Below are 23926 nucleotides of genomic sequence, written 5' to 3' on the forward strand. Positions count from 1 at the left end.
CCCAGCCGACCCGGACGGCGCCGCGCCGGATGCGGCGCCGACGATGGTGCAGCCGGCCGGATCGCCGATGCCCGCGGACGGGCGGGCGGGCGGGCAGCCTCCCGCGGAAAGATCATCGATTGCGGATCATGTGGCGCGACTGCTGGCGCGTGCGCCGCGTCTGACGGATCAACAGAAGATGGATCTTCGTCGGATGCTGGGTCCTCCACCACGCTGGGGAACATGATCGAATGGTGGTGCCTCAACCGAAGTGTGAGGCGGCTGCTGCTGATCTGCTCGGCCCATCATCGGGCCGTCCACGACGACGACATCCGCCTCGACCGTGCCGCCGACGGCACCGTCACCGCCCGCACTCCCGACGGCCGGGTCCTCACCGCCGCCCCACCGATCCTGCCCGGCCCCGAACCCGCCAGCAAACTCGCCCACGCCACCCGCCACATCACCCCCACCGCCATCCACACCCCCGACGGCGGCCGACTCGGCCTCATCGACTCGATCCACGCCCTCCTCAACCCCTGAGTCGGGACAGAACCCGACGCAGCCGGTTGCGCGGAACCGGGCCAGGGTTAGCATGGACGCATCATGGAGCTCTGACACCACCCGCGCCCGCGGCCGAGGCAGCGTCCCGGCGGGCGAGAGATGCGATCCTCTCGGTGGTGTTCGCGTGGCTCAGCCCGCACTTTCCGCATCCGACCTCGTCCGCTCGCTGGGTGGGCGCCGTGTTCTCGACGGGGTGTCGCTCACGGCGGCGCCGGGGCATCGCGTCGGGCTGATCGGTGAGAACGGGGTCGGCAAGAGCACCCTGCTGCGGCTGCTCGCCGGCGTCGACGAACCCGACGGCGGCGCCGTCACGCGGCCGGCGGACGTCGGCTTCCTCCATCAGGAGATGCCGTTCGATCCGGCCGCGACGATCGCCGACGTGCTCGACGAGGCGCTGCGCGAGGCCCGCGAGGACCTCGCCGAGCTTGACCGGCTCACGACCGCGCTCGCCGCGACCCCGCCGGAGGGCCCCGACCATCCGGCGCTGCTCGCCGCGTACGGACTGCGGCTCGACCGGGCGCAGGACCATGCGGCCTGGGACGCCGACCGGCGCGCCGAGATCACCCTGGCCGGTCTCGGGCTTGGCGGGATCGATCAGAGTCGGGCGCTGGCGACGCTGTCCGGCGGACAGCGGGCCCGCCTCGCTCTCGCCGCGCTGCTGGTGCGCCGGCCCGCCGCACTGCTGCTCGACGAGCCGACGAACCATCTCGACGACGACGCCGCGGCCTTCCTGGAGGACCAGGTACGCGCCCTGCCCGGCGTCGTCGTCGCGGCCAGCCACGACCGGGCGTTCCTCGACGCCGTCTGCACCGACCTGATCGACCTCGACCCGGCCGTCGACGGCCCGACCCGCTACGGCGGCGGCTACACCGCCTACCAGGCGGCGAAGCAGGCCGAGCGGGACCGCTGGGAGCGGCGCTTCGCCGACGAGCAGTCCGAACTCGCCGCGCTGCGCCACGCGGTCGCGACCACCTCGCGCACCATCGCGGCGAACCGCGGGCCACGCGACAACAACAAGATGAGCTTCGGCCTGCTGACGAACCGGGTGGAGCAGCAGATCTCCCGGCGGGTACGCAACGCCGCGCGCCGCCTCGACGAGCTCGAACGCGCCCAGGTCCGCCGGCCCCCGCCGCCGCTGCGCTTCGCCGCGCCGACGTTGGCGAGCGCCTCGCCGGACGGGACGCTGCTGGCGCTGCGCGACGTCCGCGTGCCCGGCCGCCTCGCGCTGGACCGGCTCGACCTGACCGCGGCCGACCGGCTGCTCGTCACCGGTCCGAACGGTGCGGGCAAGTCGACGCTGCTCGCCGTGCTGGCCGGGCACCTCGCGGCCGGCGGTGAGGTGCGCCGCCGCGGCAACCTGCGGGTCGGCCTGCTGGCCCAGGACAGCGTGTTCGACCGACCGGAGCGCACCGCTGCCGACACCTACGCGCGCGTGGTGGGGCAGCGCCGGGCCGAGACCGTGCCGCTGGCCGAGCTCGGCCTGCTCGCCCCGCGGGAACTGGGCCGGCCGGTGGGGGAGCTGTCCGTCGGCCAGCGCCGCCGCCTCGCCCTGGCGCTGCTCGTCGCGGACCCGCCCGACCTGCTGCTGCTCGACGAGCCCACCAACCACCTCTCGCCGCGCCTCGCCGACGAGCTGCAGGACGCCCTGGGCCTTGGCCCCGGCGCGATCGTCGTCGCCTCCCACGACCGCTGGCTGCGCTCCCGCTGGCCCGGCCGCGAACTGCGCCTGCCCGCGCCGGCCTGACCGGTCAGCGGCGGGTGGCCGGCTTCGGTGGCGCCGGCCGCAGGCGCAGCATCGCGAGGTACATGGCGGTGCGGCTCGGCGGTGAGGGCAGTGCGGGGAGGCTGTGGCCATGGGAGGCGACGGCGAAGGAGCGCAGCAGGTGGCCGACCAGGCGTCGGGAGGCGGCCTCGGCGGCGGGGCCGCTGGCGGCGACGACGCCGGCGTTGGCCATGAGGATCACGACGAGGTCCTGGTGGGCGAAGTCGGGTCGCAGCCGGCCGGCGGACTGGGCCCTGGCGATGAGCCGGCCGAAGTCGGCGGCGACCTCGTCGCGCTGCGACTCCAGCGCCCGCGCGGTGGGGAAGGTCCGGATCAGGACCTCGGTGAAGCCGAGGTCGGCGACCTGCATGCCGCAGACGGTCTCGAGGAACTGGCTGAACCCGTGCCAGGGGTCGGGCTCGGCCAGGGCGGCGGACATGGCGTGGCGGTAGCCGGCCATCTTGGGCAGGAACACGGCGCCGACGAGGTCGTCGCGGGTGGGGAAGCGGCGCAGCACGGTGGCGATGCCGACGCCGGCGTGCCGGGCGACCTCGTTGGTCGACACCGACAGCCCGTGGCGGGTGAACAACTCCCGAGCGGCCTCGACGATCCGGTCGCGGTTGCGCCGCGCATCGATGCGGATCCGCTGGCCGTCATCCGTCACGGCTCCGACCGTACCGCACCATCTGGAGCGCCTTATCCGGTTATCCCGTAGGCTGCGCACATGCTCGAACTCGGGGTGCTTTCGCTCAGTGACACGCAGATCCGGCTCGGTACCGGGCAGCGGGTCGGTCACGGCGAGCGGCTGGACGAGATCGTGGGTCACGCGACGCTCGCCGAGCGGGTCGGGCTCGACCTGTTCGCCCTGGGGGAGCACCACACCCTCGACTTCGCCGTCTCCTCGCCGGCGGTCGTGCTCGCCGCCGTCGCCGCCCGGACCAGCCGAATCCGGCTCACCAGCGCGGTGACGGTGCTGCCGATCCTCGACCCGGTGCGGCTCTACCAGGACTTCGCCACCCTCGACCTGCTCAGCCACGGTCGGGCCGAGATCATCGCCGGGCGCAGCGCGTACGCCGAGCCGTTCGAGATGTTCGGCGAGCACCTCGCCGACGCCGACGCGCTGTTCGACGAGAAGCTCCGCCTGCTGCTGACCCTGCGCGAGCAGGAACGGGTGACGTGGCGCGGCCGCTTCCGCCCCCCGCTGGCCGACGCGCCGATCACGCCCCGGGCCGAGCCCGGCTCGCTGCCGGTGTGGGTCGGGGTCGGCGGGTCACCCACGAGCGCCGAGCGGGCCGGCCGGCTCGGCCTGCCGATGGTGCTCGGCTACATCGGCGGCCCGCTCAGCCACGCCCGGCGCGCCGTGGACATCTACCGCGCGGCCGGCGAGCAGGCGGGCCATCCCGAGCGGCTGAAGGTCGGCATCTCCACGCACTTCTACGCGGCGGCCTCCGAGCAGGACGCCCGCGACGTCCACCCGTACTACTACGAGTACCTGCGCCCCAAGACCCCCGGCGGGCGCGGCTTCGTCGTCTCCGCGGAGGCGTTCGCCGACGGGATGCGCCGCGGCAACGCCATCATGATCGGTACACCGGCCCAGCTCATCGAGAAGATCCTCGACGCTCACCAGACCCTCGGCCTGGACCGCTTCTACGGCCAGATCGACTGGGGCGGCCTGCCCCGCGAGCAGGTCGCCGACTCGATCCACCGCTTCGCCGAGGCCGTCGCCCCGGTCGTGCGCGCCCACACCGACAGCCAGCCCAATGCCGTCCACTGACCGTCGCCGCCGCTGGGCGGCTCGGTAGTACCGCAGACCAGGCCGGTCGGGCACCGGAGTCCGGTTCCGCAGAACACCATGATCGCCGGAGTGGTCGGCGGTGCCTGTGCTCAGCGCGGCTCGGCGAGGGTGAACACGAGCTCGTCGATCAGGTTCTCGTCGACGGGTTGGCTGGTGGCGAGCATCCGGTACCAGATGACGCCGAAGACGAGGTCGGCGGCGGTGCCGGGGGACGGGATTGGTGGGAGATCGCCGCGGGTCCGGGCGCGGTCGAGAATGATGCCGAGCGCGTCGCGGCGGCGCTGCAGGAACGCGGAGCGGAACCGCTGCTGGAACTCCTCGTCGAGCTGGGCATGGGCCATCAGGGCGCGCAGCGCGTCGACCACCCGCCGGTCGCGGCCCAACCGGAAGGTAGCTGCGAGGAAGGCACGCAGGTCGGCGGCATAACTGCCCTCGTCGGGGATGGGCACGTGCAGGTCGGCCTTGGTGGCCAGGGCGTCGAGCAGCACGTCAGCCTTGGACGNCCACCAGCGGTAGATCGTCTGTTTGCCCGCGCCGGAGCGGGCGGCAATGCCCTCGATCGTCAGACCGGCGTATCCCACCTCACCCGCGAGCTCGATCGCCGCCGTGAGGATGGCGAGCCGGCTCTCCTGGCTGCGCCTGCGTCCGGGCCGGGCCGGCGTGGGTTGGTCGGTCACGGTCGCCATGCTAGCGTGATTGCGAGACGAGACGTCACGGTTCGAATTAGGAGAGTGCATGAGTGAGCACACTGCACTGGTCGTCGGCGGAACGTCCGGCATCGGGCTGGCTACCGCCCGGCGGCTGCGTGCCCTCGGTGCGACGGTCCACGTCGTCGGCCGCGACAAGCGGCGACTCGACGGCGTCGCGGCCACCGACCCTGGGCTGATCGGTCACCGGGCGGACGGCGGCCACCGCGACGAGATCGCCGCCGTTCTCGCCGCCGTCGGCCGCATCGACTGGCTGATCATCACTCTCGGTGGCAGCGATGGCCTGGGACCCATCGCCGACCTGGACCTCGACCTGCTTCGCCGGGCCTTCGACGCGAAGTTCTGGGCCCACCTCACCACCATCCAGGCGGCCCTGCCGCACCTGGCGCCGACCGGCTCCATCACCCTGCTCGGCGCGATCAGCGCACATGCTGGGATGCCGGGAACCGCCGGCATCGCGGCCCTCAACGGTGCTGTCGAAGCCCTGATCAGGCCGCTCGCCGTCGAACTCGCTCCGATCCGGGTCAACGGCGTTTCCCCTGGCCTGGTCGACACCCCGTGGTGGAGTGGCCTGCCCGACGACGTGCGGCGGTCCTACTTCGCGCAGGCCGCTCGGGCGCTACCCGCGCAGCGGATCGCGACCGCGGACGACATCGCCGAGGTCACCGTCGTCGCCGCCACCAATCCGAACCTCACCGGCACGGTCATCGAGACCGACGGCGGGGCCCGGCTCGTGTCGATGGGCTGACCAGGAGGTGGTTCGTCCGCAGCTCAGCGGCGGGGGCCCCAGGGGGTGTCGGTGCGCAGGCGGGCCTTGTCGACCTTGCCGGCGGCGTTGCGGGGCAGGGGCTCGGTCAGGATCGCCACGTACTGGGGGATCTTGAAGTCGGCGAGGCGGCCGGCGGCGTGGGTGAGCAGGGCGTCGACGTCGACGGTGGGGCCGGGGCGGGGGACGATCGCCGCGGCGACCCGCTGGCCGAGGCGTGGGTCGGGCACGCCGACGACGGCGACCTCGCCGACGCCGGGGAACGCCGCCAGGACCCGTTCGACCTCGATGCTGTAGACGTTCTCCCCGCCGCGGTTGATCATGTCCTTGATGCGGTCGAGCAGGTGGATGCGCCCAGCGTCGTCGATGCGGGCGAGGTCGCCGGTGCGCAGCCAGCCGTCGACGAGAGCCTCGGCGGTGGCCTCGGGGCGGCGCCAGTAGCCGCTCATGAGCTGCGGGCCGCGCACGAGGAGCTGGCCGACGCCGGCGGCGGCCTCGGGGCCGTCGAGACGCAGCTCGGTGGCGGCGACCGCGCTGCCGACCGTGTCGGCGTGGGCGAGGACGTCGTCGTGGTCCAGGCCGCTGACGCAGGCGGCCTCGGTCAGCCCGTAGCCGGGGCCGAACCGGGCCGCGGGGAAGGCGGCGAGCAGCTCCGCGACCTGGCTCGGCGGTGTCGGCGCGGCGCCGTAGCTGACCAGCCGGACGTGGGAGACGTCGGTGCGAGGGAAGTCGGGGTGGCGCAGCGCCTGCCAGTACATCGCCGGCACGCCGTTGAGCACGTCGATGCGTTCGTCGCGGATCGCCCGCAGCCAGGCGCCGGTCTCGAAGTGGGTGGCGATGACGACCGTGCCGCCGGCGAGCAGGGCGGGCAGCCACTGCATGCCGAAGGCGAGGACGTGGAACAGCGGCGCGGCGATCAGCGTCCGCGTCGCCTCGGTCGGGCCGAGGTGCAGGGCGCGACGGCACTGCTCGGCCGCGGACAGCAGCGCCCGGTGCGACAGCATCGCGCCCTTGGGCACGCCGGTGGTGCCGGAGGTGTAGAACAGCGCGGCCAGCGCCTCCGGGTCGTCGGCGAGGCGGACGGTGGCCGGGCCGTCGGGCAGCGCGGTCGGGTCGTCGACGACGAGCGTGGCGGCGGAGTCGGTGACGATGTGCTCGACCTCGGCTGGGGTCAGCCGGGTGTTGACCGGGACGGGCACGGCGCCGGCGAGGATCGCGCCGAGCACCGCCGCGCACCACGCGGCGCCGTTGGGCAGCCGCACGGCCACCCGGTCGCCCGGGGCGACGCCGGCGACGACGAGGCCGCCGGCGACCCGGCTGGCGGCGTCCCACAGCTCGCGGTAGGTCAGCCGCCGGCCGGTGGCGAGGTCGACGAGGGCCTCGGCGTCGGGCACCCGCTCGACGGTGGCGCGCGCCCCGTCGCCGACGGTGGCGGCGAGGCCGGTGAAGCGCAGCCCCGCCGCGGTGCGCACGGTGCCCGCGGTGTCCGGGCCGGCGCTCACACCCCGGCCTTGGCCAGCAGTCGCTCGTAGTAGACCGCCGGGCCGCCGAACAGCAGCTGGGAGGCCTTCGCCCGCCGGTAGTACAGGTGGGCGGCGTGCTCCCAGGTGAAGCCGATGCCGCCGTGGACCTGGATGTTCTCGGTGGCCACCGCGAGGAACGCCTCGGAGCACACCGCGTGCGCGACGGCGGCGGCGACGCCGGCCTCGGGCGCGTCGGCGAGCCCGTCGACGGCGCGGGCGGCCTCGCGGGCCGCGGCGTCGGCGACCTGGACGCGGGTGAGCATGTCCGCGGCCTTGTGCTTGACGGCCTGGAAGCTGCCGATCTGCCGACCGAACTGGACGCGGTCCTTGGCGTAGGTGGTGGACGCCTCCAGGCAGGCGCGGGCGGCGCCGACCTGCTCGGCGGCCAGCGCCGTCGTCGCCACGTCGAGGACCCGGTCGAGGATCGCCGCCGCGCCGCCGGCCGCGCCGACCAGGCGGGCGGGGGTGGCCGCGAAGGTCACCGTGGCGATGCGGCGGGTCAGGTCGAGCACGGGCAGCGGGGTGCGGGTGAGCCCGGCCGCGTCGGCGTCGACGGCGTACAGGCCGGGGCCGGCCGGTCCGCCCGCGACGACGAGGAGCACGTCGGCGCCGGCGCCGTCGAGAACGAGCGGCGCGGTGCCCTCGAGGGTGACGTCATCCGTGCCGGCGCTCGCGGTGACGGCCAGGGCGTCGCCGGTGCCGCGGCCGCCGAGTGACCAGCCGCCGTCGACGTTCGGCGGGGCGAGGGTGGCGGTGGTGGTGCCGGCGGCGATGCCGGGCAGGATCCGCGCGGCCTCGTCGCCGCCCGCGGCGACCAGCGCGGTGCCGGCGAGCACCACCGAGGACAGGAACGGCGAGGGCAGCAGCGCCCGGCCCATCTCCTCCAGCACCACGGTGAGCTCGACCAGGCCGTAGCCGTCGCCGCCGTGCTCGGTGGGCAGGGCGAGCGACTGCAGGCCGAGCTGCTCGGCCATCTGCGCCCAGACCTTGTCGTCGTAGCCGCGCTCGGAGTCGATCGCGGCGCGCACGGCGCGCTCGTCGGCTTTGGCGGTCATGAAGTCGCGTACCGCCGAGCGCAGCTCGTCCAGCTCGGTGCTGGTGGTGTTCTCGGTGCTCATGCGGACCTCGATTCCGTGGCGCCGGCCGAACGGCGGAGCTCCCGGAAGGGGGACCTGGTGTCGATGCCGGGCTCCTTGGGCAGGCCGAGCACCCGCTCCGCCAGGATGTTCTTCATGATCTCCTCGGTGCCGCCGAGGATCCGCAGCGCCGGGGTGGACAGCAGCAGCTCCGTCCACGAGTAGGTGCCCCACGCGCCGGTGTCCGCGATCAGGCGGGGACCGATGATCTCGGCGGCGAAGTGGGCGCCCCGGGTGAGGTTCTGGGCGTACATCAGCTTGGACACCGACGCCTCGGGGCCGGGCTGCTCGCCCGCGCGGAACTTGCGGACCATCTGGTGGTTGAGGTACTCGGTGGCGAGCGTGTCGGCGTGCAGCTCGGCGAGGCGCCGGCGGGCGGCGCCGTCGTCGAGGCGGCCGTTGGCGCGCAGCAGCTCGGTGAGGAAGGGCAGGGCGACCGCGCGGCCGACCGGGCCCGCGCCCTCGCCGCCGACGCTGGCCCGCTCGTTCATCAGGGTGGTCAGGGCGACGCCCCAGCCGCCGTCGACGGGGCCGAGGCGGTGGTCGTCGCCGACGTGGACGTCGGTGAGGAAGACCTCGTTGAACTCGCTGCCGCCGCTCATCTGGCGCAGCGGGCGCACGTCCACCCCGGGGGCGGTCATGTCGACGACGAACGCCGTGATGCCCTTGTGCTTGGGGTTGTCGGGGTTGGAGCGGCACAGCGCCAGCCCGATTGCGGCGTGGTGCGCCACCGACGTCCAGACCTTCTGACCGTTGAGGATCCAGCCGTCGCCGTCGCGCACGGCCTTCGTCTCCAGGCTCGCCAGGTCGCTGCCCGCGGCCGGCTCGCTGAACAGCTGGCAGGCGATGATCTCGCCGCTGTAGAGCCTGGGCAGGTAGCGCTGCTTGAGCTCGTCGGTGCCGTGGGCGAGGATCGTCGGGCCGATCATGCCGAGGCCGATGAGGGAGAGCACCCCGGTCTCGGGCACGTCGTAGCCGGCCTCCAGGCCGTCGTAGACGAGGTCGTGCAGGGTGGTCAGGCCGCGCCCGCCGAACTCGGTCGGCCCGGTGATCCAGCCGAAGCCGTTGTCGTAGCGGGTGCGCTGCCACGCCTTGGCCGCGGCGACCTTGGCGTTCTCGACGTCGGGCGGGTCGGTGCTGAAGTAGGTGATCCGGTCCTCGCCCTCACCCCAGGCGACGTCCTCGGCCGCCCGGGCACGGCGGGTGGCGTGGGCGTCGAGGAACGCGGTGACCTCGGCGACGAACTGGTCCATCTCGCTCGGCATGGGCGATCTCCGACTGGGGTGTCAAGTATGGCGGGAAATCCCGGCCTGCAGGGGCACACCGGGACGGCATGAGCAAGGAATATGGCCTCATGACACTAAGGTTTGACGAATATGTCAAGTAGACCCTAGAGTCGCCAGCGTCGCCGTGCGGACTGACCGGGCAGAGGAGCTGACGGGTGTCGCAACAGGGTGAGCGTCTCCTGGAGGGACGCGTCGTCATCGTGACCGGCGGAGGTCGGGGAATCGGCCGCAGCCACAGCCTCGAACTGGCCGCGCACGGGGCAACTGTCGTGGTCAACGACCTGGGCGTCGGGGTGCGCGGGGAGTCCTCGCAGGAGGAGCCGGCCGACGCCGTCGTCGCCGAGATCGAGGCCAAGGGCGGGGTCGCGGTGCGCGACACCGGCAACGTCACCGACTGGGCGGCGGTGCGCTCCCTCGTGGCCAACACGGTCGAGCGGTTCGGTCGGCTCGACGCCATCGTCAACAATGCCGGCATTCTCCGGGACGCGACGATCACCTCGCTCACCGAGCAGGACTGGGACGCCGTCATCGGCGTCCACCTCAAGGGCACCTTCGCCCTGACCAAGCACGCCTGCGACTACTGGCGGGCCGAGTCCAAGGCGGGTCGCCCGGTCGCCGGGCGGATCATCAACACGACGTCGGGCACGGGCCTGGCCGGCAACGTCGGGCAGGCCGCCTACGGCGCCGCCAAGGCCGGCATCGCGAACCTGACGCTCACCACGGCACTCGAGGGCAGCCGCTACGGCGTGACCGCCAACTGCATCTCGCCCGTCGCCGCGACCCGGATGACCGCTGGCACGGGCATCGCCCAGCCCGGCGCCGCCGACGGGTTCGACCGGTTCGATCCGGCGAACTCCTCCCCGGTCGTCGCCTGGCTGGCTTCGGAGCGGTCCGGCTGGCTGACCGGGCGGGTGCTGCGCATCGACGGCAACACCGTGCATCCGGTGGACCCGTGGAGCGTGCGCCGCGGCTACAGCGCCGCCCGCGGCGGGCGCCTCGACGCCGCCGAGCTCGACGCCGGGCTGCGGGTGGTGCTGGGCACCGCCCCGGCGGGCCTGGCCGGCCTGAACATCATTTCGTGATCGCGGGGTGTCTGTGATCGGGGTGTCTGTGATCGGTGTGTCACTGATCTGCTGGCGGCGAGAGGAGACAACGCGATGACGACGGTGGCCGCTGTCGGTACGTATCTGCCCCCCTGGGGCAGCGCGCGGGGGCGGGTCCTGGGACCCGACGAGGACGCGGTGACCCTGGCCGTCGCCGCCGCCCGCGCGGCGCTGGAGCAGGCCACCACGGCCGGCTCGGCGACGGCGCCGGACGTGCGCCGGGTGGTCTTCGTGACCCGGGAGCTGCCGCTGCTCGTCGGCGGCAACGCCGCGGCGCTGCTCGCCGGCATCGGCCTGCCCGATGACGTGCCCGTGGTCGAGCAGGTCGGCGGCGGGCCGGCGGTGTTCGACACCCTCGGCGGCGCCGAGGCCGGCACGCTGGTCATCGGCGTCGACGCGGCCGAGTCCGGCCCGGTCGGCGCGGCCGCGGCGCTGGTGGCCGCCGGCGACGGGGCCGGGGTCGGCGTGGAGCTGGTCGGCCGGGTCGTGCGCAGCCTGCCGGTGCTCAGCCGCGCGAACGGCGGCGGCGCCCGCGACTACTCCGACGCCCGGCTGGAGCGCGAGCGCGGCGTCGGGGTCGCCATCGAGCGGCTCGACCTGACCGACAAGCCGGTGGTCGTGGCGGGGCTGCCCGCCAAGCAGGCCCGCGCGCTGTGCGCCGGGGTGCCGCCGACGCTGCCGACGACGGGCGCGAGCGCGGCGCTGTTCGCGGTGGCGGCGCTCGCCGAGGTCGGCGGCGGCGGGCTGGTCCTCGCCGTCGAGCAGGGATCGGCGACGGCGCTGCGCGTCGACGGGGTGCCCGCGGTGCGCCGCGATGAGCCGGCGCTGCTGGCGCCGGAGAAGCTGACCCGGACCCCCGGGCCGGACATCGCGATCTCGCTGGCCGCCTACGAGCGGGCCTTCGACGCGAAGCTGCGCTGGGACGCGGGCGCGTGCGACGCCTGCGGCACGCTGGCGCTGCCGCCGCGGCGGCGGTGCCTCAACTGCGGCTCGGAGGACGGCTGGTCGCTGACCCCGCTGCCGCGCACCGGCGAGGTGTACACGGTCGTCACCGTGCATGTTCCCGTGCCGGGATTGCCGACGCCGTACTCCCTGGCGATCGTCCAGCTCGACGGGGTGGACGTGCGCGCGCTGGTGAAGGTGACCGGCGCCCCGGCCGGAACGGTGCAGATCGGCGACCGGGGGCGGCTGGTGCTGCGCCGGGTCGCGGTGCGCTCAGGAATTCCGGACTACGGCTATGCGCTGTACCCGGATGCGGCCACAGCCGCGGATGCAGGCGAGGGAGCGGTGCGATGAGGCGAGTGGCGGTGGTCGGCGCCGGGATGACGGCGTTCGGCGAGCATTTTGGCCTGGGCATCAAGGAACTGCTGCCGATGGCGGTGTCCGAGATGGCCGCGCACGTCGACAAGGGCCTCAACCGTGACGACATCCAGGCGGCCTGGTTCGGTGAGCTGACGACCTCGGACGGTTTCCCGACGGGCATTCTGGCGGACACCTGCGGGCTGCTCGACATTCCCGTCACCCGGGTGGAGAACGCCTGCGCGACGGGCAACGACGCGGTCCGCAACGCCACCTACGCGGTGGCGTCCGGGGCGTTCGACGTCGTGCTCGTGGTCGGCGCGGACAAGGTGCGCGAGTCCTCGGCGCGCAGCACGTTCTGGGAGTGGGCGGGCCTGACCCGCGACATGGCCTGGGACTACCCGCTCGGCCTGGTCGCTCCGGCGAACTTCGCCCTGCACGTCGCCCGCTACCTGCACGAGTCGCCCGCGACGAAGGAACACCTCGCGATGGTGGCGGTGAAGAACCACAAGCACGCCCTGCCGAACCCGAAGGCGCAGCTGCGCTATGAGATCACCGTCGAGCAGGCGCTGAACGCCCCCGTCGTGGTCGCCCCGTTCAACCTGTACGACTGCACGCCGCAGAGCGACGGCGCCGCGGCGCTGCTGCTCGTCTCCGAGGACGTCGTCGAGCGTTACACCGACCGTCCCGTCTGGGTGCGCGGCGTCGGGCTCGGCCTCGACCGGGTCATGCACCAGCACAAGAAGGACATGACGACGTTCCCGCCGACGGTGAAGGCGTCGAAGGCCGCCTACGCGATGGCCGGGATCGGCCCCGAGGACATCGACGTCGCCGAGGTGCACGACTGCTTCACCGGCGTCGAGCTGATCAGCTACGAGGACCTCGGGTTCGCCGAGAAGTTCGGCGCGTACAAGCTGATCGAGAACGGCGTGACCTCCATCGGCGGCGCGAAGCCGGTCAACCCCAGCGGCGGTCTGAAGGCGAAGGGGCACCCGCCGGGCGCCACCGGCGTCGCGCAGTGCGTGGAGCTGTTCGAGCAGCTCCGCGGCGAGGCGGCCAACCAGGTCGACGGCGCGCGCACGGCGCTCGCNCACAACATCGGTGGCCCCACTGCGGTGTCCGCGGTGACAATTCTGTCGTCCCAGCGGGGCTGACCGGCGCAGTGCCTGGCCGGACGACCCATTGGCTGAACGACACAGACGGGAAAGGGACCGGATGGAACTGGCAGGCAACGTCGCCCTCGTGACCGGCGGCGCGGGCGGCCTCGGTGAGGCCACGGTGCGGGCGATCGTCGCCGCGGGCGGGTCGGCGATCATCGCCGACCTCAACGACGAGCGCGGCGAGAAGCTCGCCGCCGAGCTCGGCGACGCGGTGAAGTATTCGCGTACCAACGTGCTCGATGACGACTCGGTCCTCGCGACGATCGAGGCGGCCGGACAGCTCGGCACGCTGCGCTACGCGGTGGCGGCGCACGGCGGCTTCGGTGTCGCCGAGAAGGTCGTGCAGCGTGACGGCTCGCCGGCGTCGCTGGACGGCTTCCGCAAGACCGTCGACCTGTACCTCACCGGCACGTACAACGTGCTGCGCCTGACCGCCGCGGCGATCGCGCGCGCCGAGCCCGGCGAGGACGGCGAGCGCGGCGCGGTCGTGACCACGGCCAGCATCGCCGCCTTCGAGGGCCAGATCGGCCAGTCGTCGTACGCGGCGGCCAAGGGCGGCGTCGTCGGCCTCACCCTCGCCGCGGCCCGCGACCTCGGCTCGCTCGGCATCCGGGTGGTCTGCATCGCCCCGGGTACCATCCGCACGCCGATCATGGAGTCGGTCGGGCCGGAGGCGCTGGCGAAGTTCGGCGCGGCGGTGCCGTTCCCGAAGCGGCTTGGCCACCCGTCGGAGTACGGCGCGCTGGTCACCCACATCCTGACCAACCCCTACCTCAACGGCGAGACGATCCGCCTGGACGGCGCGCAGCGCTTCCAGCCCCGGTAGGGCTCGGCGGCCGCGGGGCCGCCCGCCGCAGCCGGCCTGGCCCGGCGGTGGCGACCTCGTGGCCGCACCACGTTCCACCCGGCCCGACCCGGGCCCGATCTGACACGGGGGAGTGGCGATGATCCGAGCAGGTCATCCCGGCCATGGTCCGCGCATTCCGGCGGCGGCGACCCCCCGGCGCCGACCGGGTTCGATCCGGCGCACCAGCACCGTCGACATCGTCGGCGGCCGCGAGCTGAGCGGCCCGCTGGTGCTGCGCGGGCGGGGCCGCGACCTGCTCACCGACCCCGCCGGGACCGGGTTCGAGCTGGCCCACGCGGCCGTCGAGGTCGAGATCGACCGCACGGCGCGCCCCGCCGTCGCCCGCGTCACCGCCGACCCGCCCCTGCCCGGCGCCGAGGCGCTCGTCGGCGCGAGCGTGCCCGGCGGGTTCCGCAAGGCCATCGCCGCCGCCCTGCCCGCCGAGGGGTCGTCCCTGGGGCACCTGCTGCTCGACGACGTGCCCGGCGCGGTCATCATCTCCGGGTACGCCTGGGCGGTGGAGCCCGGCGAGAACGGGCCGCATCCGGGCGGGATGGCCCAGGCCGACATCTGCTCCGGCTGGCGTTCCGACGGCACGATGATGGTCTCCCTGCGCCGCGCCGGCGGCCTGCCGCCGATGGCCGGCCCCGTCGCCCCCGACCTCGCCGACCCCGACGACCCGGCCGCCTGGCACGAGCTGGCGCCGCTGGGCGTGCACGGGGTGCGCCGCCGCCGGCGGCTCGACCTCACCGTCCACGACGGGCTGCTCGACGTCGACGCGATGTTCCGCGACACCTACGTCGACTCCGACGGCGACGAGACCGTCGTCCACGAGTACGGCCTGAGCGCCGGGATCGACGCCGCGACGTTCACCGTCGTGACGGTCGCCGCGCAGCCGCGGGTCCTGCCCTGGGTCGAGTGCCCGCTGGCCGGCGCGAGCGCGGACCGCCTCGTCGGTACCGACGTCCGCGCCGTGCGCGGGCTGGTCGGCGGCGCGTTCCGCGGCATCTCCACCTGCACCCATCTCAACGACCTGCTGCGCTCGCTCGGCGACGTCGAGGCGCTGGCCGCCGCGCTCGGAAAGAATTCCGGGGCGGTTCGCCCGGTATCCCTGTAGTACCGTCCAGGAATGGTCAGGGATATTCGTGAAGTCACCCCGGAAGAACACTGGAAGCAGTTCGAGGAGGCCTGGACGGCCCTGCTCAGCTACCGTTATCTGGGAAAGCTGAGCCCCGATCTCGACAGCGAAGTCGAGCGGGAGACGATGCCGCTGCGCCACGACATGCGCAACTCGACCGGCGGCATCATGGCGGCGCCGCTGTGCATCGCCTCGCCCGAGCCCTACTGGTTGGACAGCCAGTGCGTGCCGGCGCCGGTGGTGATGTCCTACGACATCCTCGACAGCGCCCGCGACGTCCGCGGTGTCGTCGTGCACCGCGACGTCATCCACCTCGGCCGCTCCATGGGTTTCAGCCGGTCACTGACGGTCGACGCCGACGACCCGAGCCGGGTGATCGCCGTGTCGTGCGGGACCGGGGTGAGCCTCGGCGACGTCCCCGAGGACTACCAGAAGGTCTCCAACCCCCCGGTCCCAGTGGTGGACTCCCCGTCGCTGCCGCCGCTGCACCAGGTCTTCGGGGCGCGCCGCGGGGACGACGGGGTCTGGCGGCTGCCCGAGGTCACCCCGGAGCTGTCCTCGCCGCACGCCGCGCTGCACCTCGGGCCGATCAACATCGTCCTCGAGGCCGCGGCGACGGACGCCGCCGCCGCGCACGCCGGCACCGACGCACTGCAGGTCGACAGCTGGATCGTCATGTTCATCCGCCCCGGCGTCGCCGGGCCGTTCCGGGCCGAGGCCGAGGTGGTCAGCGGGCGCTCCGAGCGGATCGCGACGCAGCTGACGCTGCGCGATGAGGGGCGAGGGGACCGCGTCGTCAGCGTCGCCCGCGCCGTCTTCCGCCGGGTCTGACGCACGTCGAGTGAGCGGGCCGCTTCGCGGCGTCCCGTCATTGACGATGGTTGCGACGGCTTCATAGAATATCGTTCTACGCGCGGCGAAGAAGTGTCCTCCGTATCCTGCGCCGGGATTCCTCGGTCATTCGGGGATCTCGTCTGCGTCGGTTCCGCCGGCCGCGCCGCATCGAGTCCGAGGGGTGCTTCGCGTGCCGGTTCCGGTTTCGGTCATCAATGACGCCGTCACCTGGTGGGAGCTGATCGAGCGCCGGGCGCGGGCGACCCCGGATCTGGCGATGCTCGTCGACGCCGGCGGGCGGCGGCTGACCTTCCGGCAGTTCCGCGACGTCGCCGAGCGGGTCGCCGCCGGGCTGTGGGAGCTGGGGGTGCGCCCGGGGGAGACGGTGAGCTGGCAGCTCCCGACGACGATCGAGGCCGCCGTGCTCATGTCGGCGCTGGCCCGCCTCGGCGCGGTACAGAACCCGCTCATCCCGGTCCTGCGCGAGGCCGAGGTCGACTTCATCGTCGGCCAGCTCAGGGCGCGCTGGATCGTCGTCCCCGAGGTCTTCCGCCGATTCGACCATCGGACGATGGCGGAGAAGGTCGCCGCCCGCCACGACGCCCGCGTCCTCGTCTGCGATCCCGCCACGTCGGTCGGGGGAGGGGAGGCCGGGGAAGAGGAGGCCGGGGAGGCGGGGATCCCGATCGGGTTGCCGCTGGGCGACCCGGCCGTGCTCCCGCCCCTGGCCGGGGCCGGGGCCGGGGCCGGGGCCGTGGACGCCGACGGTGACGCGGTGCGCTGGGTATTCTACACCTCGGGCACCACGGGCGTGCCCAAGGGCGTGCGGCACACCGACCGTTCGGTGCTCGCCAGCTCCAACGGGATGGTCTACCAGCTCGGATTCACCGAGGCCGACGTCGCGTCCATCCCGTTCCCGCTGGCGCACATCGGCGGCCCGGGGATGCTGGGTCTCATGGCGCGGGTCGGGTGCTCCGGCGTGCTCGTGGAGACCTTCGACCGGGAGGCCACCCCGGAGATGCTCGCCCGCCACGGCGTGACGATGCTCGGCAGCGCCGCGCCGTTCTTCCACGCCTACCTCGACGCGCAGCGCCGCCACGGCGACGAGCCGCTGTTCCCCCGGCTGCGGCTGTGCGTCTCGGGCGGGGCGCCGAACGAGCCGGGCCTGCACACGCGGATCCGCGCCGAGCTCGGCGGGGCCGGGATCTGCAACGGCTGGGGCCTCACCGAGCATCCCGTCGTCGGTTACGCCGCGCCCGGGTCCCCGGACGAGCGGATGGAACGCACCGCCGGCCGCCCGGCGCCGGGGGTCAGCGTGCGGGTCGTGCGCGCCGACGACACGCCCGCCGCACCCGGGGAGGAGGGCGAGCTGCGCCTGCGCGGCCCGCAGCTCTTCGCCGGCTACACCGATCCCGCCCTCGACGCGGGGGCCTTCGACGAGGCCGGCTACCTGCGCAGCGGCGACCTCGGCTACGTCGACGTCGACGGCTGGCTGCACCTGACCGGGCGGCTGAAGGACATCATCATCCGCAATGCCGAGAACATCTCGGCGCTGGAGGTCGAGGCGGTCGTGCTGCGCCATCCGGCGGTCGCCGAGGTCGCCGTCGTCGGGCTGCCCGACGCCCGCACGGGGGAGCGCGCCGTCGCCGTCGTCGTGCCCGATCCCGACCAGCCGGCGCCGACGCTCGCGGCGCTCGTGGCGTTCTGCCGCGCCGAGGGCCTCGCCCCCTACAAGATCCCTGAGCAGCTCGAACTGGTCGCCGAGCTCCCCCGCAACTCCATGGGCAAGGTCCTCAAGCGCCAGCTCCAGCTCGCCTTCTGACGCGGACCGTTTTCCTGGCCTCAGCACGCGGGCCGTGGCGGCGGCTGTCAGGTGGTCCGCGACGGATGCAGGGAAGGCTCATGCGCCCGCCCTGCGCCGCAGGCGCGATGACCGCGACGCGGTTCCGCGGAACACCAAGATCGCCGCAGCCGCAGCAATACAGCCGAGTCCCGCACCGGGGGACGAAGTCCTGGCCCACGCCGTGGCAGCGCGGATGCTGCGTACACGATGTGTCTAGAACTGGCTGAGCTGCAGGAATACACGGATTAGGGTGGACGTGGATGCTCGCCGTCCTGGTCGATCCGGCGCCCACCGCTGTCGTCGGGTCCGAGATGCAGCCGGGGACCGGGAGGTGTGGACGGCAGCGCGACCTCGGCGGGAGGGGTGCGGGATGAGTGGCGCGTATGACGGCGTGCGGGTCCTCGACGCGAGCGGGGGGATCGCGGGCGCGATGGCCGCGATGTACCTCGCCGACCAGGGCGCCGACGTCGTGCGATTACTCTCGCCGGGGCGCGGCCCGCTCGACGGCGGCCCGGGTGCGCTGTGCTGGGACCGGAACAAGTGGCTGTGCGCCCTCGACCGGACAACCCCCGCCGGGGCGGCGCAGCTTCGCCGCCTGCTCGCCGCCGCCGACGTGCTCGTCGTCGACGGCACTCCCGACGACCTCGACCGCGACGGCCTCGACCCGGACGGTGTGCGCGCGGCGCATCCGGACCTGATCCACCTGTGGCTGCCGCTGCTCGCCCCGGCGGCGCCGTGGGGCCGACTGCCGGCCGATCCGCTGCTCGCCGACGCCGTGTCCAGCGCCTCCGGTGAGCACGGCTCCTACGACGGTCACCCACTCGCGCTGGTCACCCCGATCGCCGCCTATGGCCAGGCCATCCTCGGCGCGACCGCCGCCGCGGCCGCCCTGCTGGGCCGCGACGGTGCCGGCCGCGGGGATGCCGCCCGCGGGGGTGCCGGCCGCGGGCGGGCGGTGCTGGTCAGCGGGCTGCACGCGACGGCGGCGATGCAGGCCGCGAGCCTCACCGACGCCGAGGGGATCATCCGCGCGAGCCAGCCGGGGGGCGGTGGCTCGTCGCCGAACTACCGGCTCTACCGCTGTTCCGACGACCGCTGGCTCTACCTCGGCGCGCTCACCGAGCCGCTTTTCCTCACCGCGCTCGACGTGCTCGACCTGTTCGAGGTGCTGACCATGCCGGGCGTGGACGGCTCGATGCTGAACATGCTGCGCCCCGGTGTCGGCGCCCCGGTCGTCGAACGCTTTGCGGCGAGGTTCGCCGAGCGGCCGCTGGCCCACTGGGAGCGGCTGCTGACCGACGCCGGGGTGCCCAACGCCCCGGCGCAGACCCGCGACGAGTGGTGGGCGGGCGAGGTCGTCGCGTCGAACGGGATGCGCCGGGTGCACGTCCATCCCGAGCTCGGCCCGGTGGAGATCCCCGGCGATCCGATCCGGTTGAGCCGCACCCCGGGGACGTTCTCGCACCTGCCGGGCGCGCAGGCGTTCGTCGACGCCGCGGCGGTCTGGACCGATCCGCGCCCTGCCGCGGGGGGAGAGGAGCCGGCGGCCGCGGTGGCGGGGGAGCCGGCGGCGCCGCTGGCCGGGCTGCGCGTGCTCGACCTGGGCAGCTTCGTCGCCGGGCCGTTCGGCTCGACGCTGCTGGCCGACTACGGCGCCGAGGTCATCAAGGTCGAGGGGCCCGGCGGCGACCCCTACCGGATCTACACCGTCTCCTTCCTCGCCTTCCACAAAGGTCAGGACGACATCGTGGTCGACCTGAAGACCCCCGAGGGCCGGGAGACGTTCCACGACCTGGTGCGCAGCGCCGACGTCCTGCTCGACAACGTGCGCCCGGGGGTACGCGAGCGCATCGGTACCGACCACGCCACCCTCGCCGCGATCAACCCGCGGCTCGTGCGCGGCACGGTCACCGCCTGGGGCACCGGCAACCCGCTGAGCGCCACCCCTGCGTTCGATCCGCTGCTGCAGGCCCGCTCCGGGCTCATCACCGCCCAGGGCGGCGCCGGCGCGCCCTGCCAGAGCGCCATGCTCGTGCACGACATCGGCACCGGGTCGCTGGTCGCCTTCGGCATCCTCGCCGCGCTGTACGCCCGGCGGCGCGACGGGCTCGGGCAGGAGGTCGTCACCACGATGGTGAACTCCTCGGTGATGATGCAGGCCGGGGAGTTCGTCCGCCACGCCGGGCGGCCCGCGCCGGCGGTGGGCGGCCACGAGTACGTCGGCGACACCGCGGTGCACCGGCTGCACCCGTGCAAGGAGGGCTGGGTCGCCGTCGCCGCCACGACGCCCGAGCACGCCGCCGCCCTCGTGGCCGCACTCGACCTCGCAGACGTGGGGCGCGAGGCCGGCGTGGGAGGGGAGGCCGGTGCCGTGGCGCTGCTGCGGGCGCCGGCCGCGGGCCCGGCGGCCGACCGGATCACCGCGGCGCTCGCCGGCCTGACCAGCGCCGAGGCCGCCGACCTGCTCGCCGCCGCGGGCGTACCGGCCGCCCCCGTCCTCGACCGCGGCGGCTTCCTGACCGATCCCTGGTTCGCCGCGGCGGGCATCCTCACCCGCATCGACGAACCGGACGTCGGCCCGTGCACGGTCGTGCGCCGCTACGCCGACTGGTCCGGCAACCCGGTCGAGATCACCGCGGCGGCTCCGCCCCCGGGGGCGGGCACCCGCCGGATCCTCGCGGGCCTGGGCTACTCCGACAGTCGCATCGCCGAGCTCCTCGCCGCGGGGGCGGTCCGGGAGCACCCGGCGCCGTGATCAGGCGGGGTCGGTCCGCGGCAGGTCGCCGGCCTCGCTCAGCGCGAAGACCGTCCGGGAGTGGTAGGTGTCGTTGAACTCCCACAGCCGGCTGATGCGCTCGCCCGAGAACTCGAACAGGAAGTGGTATGCCTGGTCGTAGTGCTTGCCGGCGACGGTGACCGCGTGGCCCTCGGTGAGGGCGGCGACCCGGTCGTCCTCGGCGGTGAGCGTCGTGACGGTCTGCTGGATCGGCGCCCGCAGCAGCTCGGTGTTGACCCAGTCGATCGACGCGCGCATCTGGTCGCGGTCGGAGAACCGCCGCGTCGACAGGCTGAACCAGGCGGCGTCGTCGGTGAGCAGGTCGAAGGCGCCGGCCACGTCGCCGGCGTTCATCCGGTCGAAGAACGCCCGCACCGCCGCCTTGTTCCGTGCCACCGTCGTCGGCGTCGCTGCACCGGTGTCGGCCACCTCGGGACTCCTCTCGTCTGCGCGACCCTATGCTGAACATCTGTTCACCATGGAGGGGGATGGCGATGTCGACGCACCTGACCGGGCCGGAGGATCTCACCGCGAAGGCGCGCATCCGGGCGGCGGCCTTCGCCCTGGTCGCCGAGCGGGGCGTGCACTCGACGACCGTCCGCGCGATCGCCCAGCGCGCCGGCGTCTCACCGGCCCTGGTGATCCACCACTTCGGTTCGAAGCAGGGGGTCATCGACGCGATCTCGACGTGGATCGTCGAGTACCTGCACCGCAACACCCGCGAACCCGATCGCGGCGGCGACCCGGCGCAGGCGCTGCAACGCCGGCTCGTCCGCTTCGAGCGGATGGTCGCGGAGGTGCCGCTGCTCGGCGCCTACGTCCGCCGGATGCTGCTCGACGGCCAGCCCGACGGCCTGGACTGGTTCCGCCGGGCGGTGGACCTGTCCGCCGAGGAACTCGCCCACCGCGAACGCCTGGGCAAGGCCCGACCGTCGACGGACCTGCGCGCCGAGGCGGCGATGCTGTTCATCCTCGGCTTCGCTCCGGTCCTGCTCGGCCCGATGCTGGAACACGCCCTGGGCCTCGACTTCGACGACGAGCGGTCCTGGACGCGGTGGCGCGACGCCGAGTCCGAGCTGCTGACCTCCGCGCTCTACCCCGGCGCCGCGACCACCGGCACGCCCTGACGGTTCAGTTCAGGTGCCCGGTCAGTTCAGGTGCCCGGTCAGTTCAGGTGCCCGGTCAGTTCAGGTGCGCGGGAAGTTGAGCATCGTGCGGGCGTTGGTCTCGGTGATCTTCACGACCTCGTCGTCGGGGACGTTCGCGAGGACCTCGGCGGCACGCTTGCGGCTGTTCGGCCAGTTCGAGTCGGAGTGCGGGTAGTCGATCTCCAGCATGATCCGGTCGATGCCGACCTTGTGCCGGTTCTCCAGGCCGAACTCGTCGTCGATGAAGCAGCCCCAGAAGTGCTCGCGGAACAGGTCGGAGGGGCGGGCGTCGAAGTCGATCGGCTGGTAGTAGCGGTGGCGCTCCCAGACGAAGTCGGCGCGCTCGAGCAGGTAGGGGATCCAGCCGATGCCGCCCTCGGCCAGGGAGAACTGCAGCTTCGGGTGCTTCTGGAGGATCCCGGAGAACAGCAGGTCGGTGGTCGACCACATGAGGTTGGTCGAGAAGATGGTGATGGCGACGGCGAACGGCGCGTCGGGCAGGACGACCTCACCGGGAATGGCGCGGGTGGCGGCGAAGGAGAAGCCGGGGACGTAGCTGCCCGAGCCGAAGTGCAGCGAGATGACCATGCCGGTCTCCTCGCAGGCGTCCCACACGGGCTCCCAGGCGGCGTTGTGGAACGACGGCAGCCCCAGCGGCACGGGGCTGTCGGGGAAGGAGATGGTCCGGGCGCCCTTGGCGGCGGTGCGGCGGATCTCCGCCGCGGCGAGCTGCGGGTCCCAGGTGGGGATCAGGGCGAGGGGGATGAAGCGGTCCGGCGCGGCCGCGCACCACTCGTCGATGTGGAAGTCGTTCCACGCCTGCACGCACAGCAGCGCGAGGTCCTTGTCGGGCGCCCGCTGGAACACGCCGCCGCCGAAGCCGGGGAAGGACGGGAAGCACAGGGCGGCCTGGATGCCGTCGAGGTCCATGTCCTTGACCCGGGCGACCGGGTCGTAACAGCCGGGGATCATCTCCTCGTAGCGGACCGGGTCGATGCCCCACTCCTGCGGCGGGCGGCCGGCGACCGCGTTGAGCCCGACGGTCGGGAAGACCGAACCGTCGTAGTGCCAGACGTGCTTGCCGTTCTGCTCGACGATGCGCGGGCCCTGCTCGCGCAGCGCCGCCGGCAGCCGATCCTGCCAGACGCGGGGATGTTCGATGAGGTGGTCGTCCACCGAGACGATCTGATGATGATCCTGCAGCGGCATGAGACGCGCTCCCTCGTCGGTGTTGCGGTTGGGCGCGAGGCAGCGTACCCAATGTTGACGCACCCGTCACCTGATTGCTGTCCGCCGGTCAGGTGACTGCGCAGGGAATCTGAGCGTCGACGTGCCGTGCACACAGGACGTATGCCCCGTGCAAGCGGGGAGGCGGCAGAGTCTCTCGTCCGGCCGGGCGGTCCGGCGGTCCGCAGGGGCCTTCCGTTGGCGGTGGCGTCAACTACCGTGGGGATCCCTCACGTCCGCCTCGCGGGCACGTCGCCGGGCCGCCGTCCACACGCCGTAGAATGATGTTCCACGGGCCGTGTCCGGCTGCTGGCGTGCGCCCACAGATGCCGCTGTGCGCCGACGAAGGGAGCGCCGATGGCGAGTCCGCTGCGCTACCTCGACGATCCCGCCGCCCTGGCGCGCGAGCGGCAGGCGTTCATCGCCGCGGCGCTGGACCTGCTCGCCGCGACCGACACGGTCGACCTGCAGGTGAGCCGGATCGTGGCGCGCGCCGGGCGGCACAACGCCGCCTTCTACCGGGTGTTCGGGTCGAAGGACGGGCTGACCCTGGCCGTGGTCGAGGAGGCGACGCGGCGCACGGCCATGGTGGTGGAGCGCCGCGTCGCCGCCGCCGGACCGCCCGTCGAGGCGGTACGCACCTGGGCGGTGGCGCTGCTGTCGCTGGCTCGGGGCGAGGCGGCGCGGGCGATCCGCGCCCTCGCCCTGGACCGTTATCGCCTGCTGCACCGCTTCCCGCAGGCCGAGGCCACGCTGACTCTCCCGCTGCGCCAGCCCCTGACCCGGACGTTGCGCAGCGCCGAGCTGCCGCGGGCGGAACTGCTCGCCGACGCCGCGTTCGAACTGGTCATGAGCCGCCAGGCGGCCTGGATCGCTCTCGACCATCAGCCCGACACCGACGAGGTCGCCGCCTACGCGGAGCTGGTCCTGGACCTCGTCGGCCTGCCCCGGCCCGCCGCCTCGCGGTAGCCGGGCGCACGCAGAGGCGCTCCGGGGCCAGCGGCCCCGGAGCGCCCGTCTGCGTGTGCTGCCCGCT

At 73.6% G+C, this 23926-nt stretch carries 21 protein-coding genes and 2 pseudogenes; 15 read left to right on the forward strand and 8 right to left on the reverse strand.

What is annotated here, in order from left to right; translation table 11 throughout:
* Positions 1-252 precede the first annotated feature (252 nt).
* Both UK82_RS16580 and UK82_RS16585 read left to right on the forward strand, forming a co-directional pair.
* Positions 253-519, forward strand: coding sequence for a hypothetical protein (locus tag UK82_RS16580; protein ID WP_055408047.1), 267 nt, complete (start codon positions 253-255; stop codon positions 517-519).
* A 145-nt stretch (positions 520-664) separates the two neighbouring features.
* Entirely contained in the window at positions 665-2284 is a 1620-nt protein-coding gene (locus tag UK82_RS16585; RefSeq protein WP_055408049.1) for an ABC-F family ATP-binding cassette domain-containing protein, read from the forward strand.
* 4 nt (positions 2285-2288) lie between these two features.
* Here UK82_RS16585 and UK82_RS16590 read toward each other — a convergent pair whose 3' ends face one another.
* The gene (locus UK82_RS16590; RefSeq protein ID WP_044887300.1) at positions 2289-2966 is read right to left on the reverse strand and encodes a TetR/AcrR family transcriptional regulator; all 678 of its coding nucleotides are present in this window, start codon (positions 2964-2966) and stop codon (positions 2289-2291) included.
* Positions 2967-3026: 60 nt separating this feature from the next.
* On the opposite strand from UK82_RS16590, the gene UK82_RS16595 reads away from it, so the two are divergent.
* Positions 3027-4076 carry an LLM class flavin-dependent oxidoreductase gene (locus UK82_RS16595; RefSeq protein ID WP_044887299.1) on the forward strand — a complete coding sequence of 350 codons (1050 nt, stop codon included), beginning with the start codon at positions 3027-3029 and terminating at the stop codon, positions 4074-4076.
* A 110-nt stretch (positions 4077-4186) separates the two neighbouring features.
* Here UK82_RS16595 and UK82_RS38275 read toward each other — a convergent pair.
* Both UK82_RS38275 and UK82_RS42800 read right to left on the reverse strand, forming a co-directional pair.
* Positions 4187-4599: TetR-like C-terminal domain-containing protein (locus tag UK82_RS38275; protein ID WP_396230574.1), on the reverse strand; the 413-nt coding region annotated here is incomplete at its 5' end.
* A gap of 1 nt (position 4600) precedes the next feature.
* A pseudogene (locus UK82_RS42800) lies at positions 4601-4774 on the reverse strand (TetR/AcrR family transcriptional regulator); the annotation flags it as partial.
* A gap of 58 nt (positions 4775-4832) precedes the next feature.
* Here UK82_RS42800 and UK82_RS16605 point away from each other — a divergent pair.
* Positions 4833-5552 carry an SDR family oxidoreductase gene (locus UK82_RS16605; protein WP_044887298.1) on the forward strand — a complete coding sequence of 240 codons (720 nt, stop codon included), beginning with the start codon at positions 4833-4835 and terminating at the stop codon, positions 5550-5552.
* Between the two features lie 23 nt (positions 5553-5575).
* Here UK82_RS16605 and UK82_RS16610 read toward each other — a convergent pair whose 3' ends face one another.
* Genes UK82_RS16610 through UK82_RS16620 form a run of 3 tightly spaced genes read right to left on the reverse strand, consistent with a single transcriptional unit; the run spans position 5576 to position 9494 of the window.
* Positions 5576-7072, reverse strand: a complete 1497-nt coding sequence (locus UK82_RS16610) for a class I adenylate-forming enzyme family protein (protein WP_044887297.1) — start codon at positions 7070-7072, stop codon at positions 5576-5578.
* Positions 7069-8211, reverse strand: a complete 1143-nt coding sequence (locus UK82_RS16615; protein ID WP_044887296.1) for an acyl-CoA dehydrogenase family protein — start codon at positions 8209-8211, stop codon at positions 7069-7071. The genes UK82_RS16610 and UK82_RS16615 overlap by 4 nt, the downstream gene beginning before the upstream one ends.
* Complete coding sequence (locus tag UK82_RS16620) at positions 8208-9494, reverse strand: acyl-CoA dehydrogenase family protein (protein ID WP_044887295.1); 1287 nt, start codon at positions 9492-9494, stop codon at positions 8208-8210. Before UK82_RS16620 ends, UK82_RS16615 begins: the two co-directional genes overlap by 4 nt.
* Positions 9495-9670: 176 nt before the next feature.
* Here UK82_RS16620 and UK82_RS16625 point away from each other — a divergent pair, with 176 nt between their 5' ends.
* The 9 genes and pseudogenes from UK82_RS16625 (at position 9671) to UK82_RS16660 (ending at position 20494) form a co-directional block, all read left to right on the forward strand.
* A complete protein-coding gene (locus UK82_RS16625; RefSeq protein ID WP_173667304.1) occupies positions 9671-10597 on the forward strand; it encodes an SDR family NAD(P)-dependent oxidoreductase in 927 nt (308 codons plus the stop codon).
* A 75-nt stretch (positions 10598-10672) separates the two neighbouring features.
* Entirely contained in the window at positions 10673-11914 is a 1242-nt protein-coding gene (locus UK82_RS16630) for a Zn-ribbon domain-containing OB-fold protein (RefSeq protein WP_055408051.1), read from the forward strand.
* Positions 11911-13007 (forward strand): thiolase family protein (locus tag UK82_RS16635; RefSeq protein ID WP_255354308.1); only part of this gene is annotated, 1097 nt, incomplete at its 3' end. The genes UK82_RS16630 and UK82_RS16635, both read left to right, overlap by 4 nt.
* Before the next feature lies 1 nt (position 13008).
* Positions 13009-13071, forward strand: a pseudogene (locus UK82_RS42805) (hypothetical protein); the annotation flags it as partial.
* 61 nt (positions 13072-13132) lie between these two features.
* A complete protein-coding gene (locus UK82_RS16640) occupies positions 13133-13903 on the forward strand; it encodes an SDR family NAD(P)-dependent oxidoreductase (RefSeq protein WP_044887292.1) in 771 nt (256 codons plus the stop codon).
* Between the two features lie 118 nt (positions 13904-14021).
* The gene (locus UK82_RS16645) at positions 14022-15041 is read left to right on the forward strand and encodes a DUF2889 domain-containing protein (protein ID WP_044887316.1); all 1020 of its coding nucleotides are present in this window, start codon (positions 14022-14024) and stop codon (positions 15039-15041) included.
* A gap of 12 nt (positions 15042-15053) precedes the next feature.
* Positions 15054-15893, forward strand: coding sequence for a hypothetical protein (locus tag UK82_RS16650; protein WP_044887291.1), 840 nt, complete (start codon positions 15054-15056; stop codon positions 15891-15893).
* Between the two features lie 193 nt (positions 15894-16086).
* Positions 16087-17718, forward strand: coding sequence for a class I adenylate-forming enzyme family protein (locus tag UK82_RS16655; RefSeq protein ID WP_083507221.1), 1632 nt, complete (start codon positions 16087-16089; stop codon positions 17716-17718).
* Between the two features lie 391 nt (positions 17719-18109).
* The gene (locus UK82_RS16660; RefSeq protein WP_055408053.1) at positions 18110-20494 is read left to right on the forward strand and encodes a CoA transferase; all 2385 of its coding nucleotides are present in this window, start codon (positions 18110-18112) and stop codon (positions 20492-20494) included.
* On the opposite strand, the gene UK82_RS16665 is transcribed toward UK82_RS16660, so the two are convergent.
* Positions 20495-20944, reverse strand: a complete 450-nt coding sequence (locus UK82_RS16665; RefSeq protein ID WP_236706020.1) for a nuclear transport factor 2 family protein — start codon at positions 20942-20944, stop codon at positions 20495-20497. It lies immediately after the preceding gene.
* Positions 20945-21009: 65 nt separating this feature from the next.
* On the opposite strand from UK82_RS16665, the gene UK82_RS16670 reads away from it, so the two are divergent.
* Positions 21010-21642, forward strand: a complete 633-nt coding sequence (locus UK82_RS16670) for a TetR/AcrR family transcriptional regulator (protein WP_055408143.1) — start codon at positions 21010-21012, stop codon at positions 21640-21642.
* A 60-nt stretch (positions 21643-21702) separates the two neighbouring features.
* Here UK82_RS16670 and UK82_RS16675 read toward each other — a convergent pair whose 3' ends face one another.
* The gene (locus UK82_RS16675) at positions 21703-22872 is read right to left on the reverse strand and encodes an amidohydrolase family protein (protein ID WP_044887289.1); all 1170 of its coding nucleotides are present in this window, start codon (positions 22870-22872) and stop codon (positions 21703-21705) included.
* Positions 22873-23247: 375 nt separating this feature from the next.
* On the opposite strand from UK82_RS16675, the gene UK82_RS16680 reads away from it, so the two are divergent.
* On the forward strand, positions 23248-23859 hold the full coding sequence (locus UK82_RS16680) for a TetR family transcriptional regulator (protein ID WP_055408056.1): 612 nt from the start codon (positions 23248-23250) through the stop codon (positions 23857-23859).
* The last annotated feature ends 67 nt before the right edge of the window (positions 23860-23926 follow it).

The organism is Frankia sp. ACN1ag (assembly GCF_001414035.1).
Taxonomy (GTDB): domain Bacteria; phylum Actinomycetota; class Actinomycetes; order Frankiales; family Frankiaceae; genus Frankia; species Frankia torreyi.

Coding starts and splice junctions, on each gene's coding strand:
- UK82_RS16595 (WP_044887299.1), top strand. CDS start 3,027: ATGCTCGAACTCGGGGTGCTTTCGCTCAGTGACACGCAGATCCGGCTC.
- UK82_RS16605 (WP_044887298.1), top strand. CDS start 4,833: ATGAGTGAGCACACTGCACTGGTCGTCGGCGGAACGTCCGGCATCGGG.
- UK82_RS16615 (WP_044887296.1), bottom strand. CDS start 8,211: ATGAGCACCGAGAACACCACCAGCACCGAGCTGGACGAGCTGCGCTCG.
- UK82_RS16620 (WP_044887295.1), bottom strand. CDS start 9,494: ATGCCGAGCGAGATGGACCAGTTCGTCGCCGAGGTCACCGCGTTCCTC.
- UK82_RS16630 (WP_055408051.1), top strand. CDS start 10,673: ATGACGACGGTGGCCGCTGTCGGTACGTATCTGCCCCCCTGGGGCAGC.
- UK82_RS16640 (WP_044887292.1), top strand. CDS start 13,133: ATGGAACTGGCAGGCAACGTCGCCCTCGTGACCGGCGGCGCGGGCGGC.
- UK82_RS16645 (WP_044887316.1), top strand. CDS start 14,022: ATGATCCGAGCAGGTCATCCCGGCCATGGTCCGCGCATTCCGGCGGCG.
- UK82_RS16650 (WP_044887291.1), top strand. CDS start 15,054: ATGGTCAGGGATATTCGTGAAGTCACCCCGGAAGAACACTGGAAGCAG.
- UK82_RS16660 (WP_055408053.1), top strand. CDS start 18,110: ATGAGTGGCGCGTATGACGGCGTGCGGGTCCTCGACGCGAGCGGGGGG.
- UK82_RS16670 (WP_055408143.1), top strand. CDS start 21,010: ATGTCGACGCACCTGACCGGGCCGGAGGATCTCACCGCGAAGGCGCGC.
- UK82_RS16675 (WP_044887289.1), bottom strand. CDS start 22,872: ATGCCGCTGCAGGATCATCATCAGATCGTCTCGGTGGACGACCACCTC.
- UK82_RS16680 (WP_055408056.1), top strand. CDS start 23,248: ATGGCGAGTCCGCTGCGCTACCTCGACGATCCCGCCGCCCTGGCGCGC.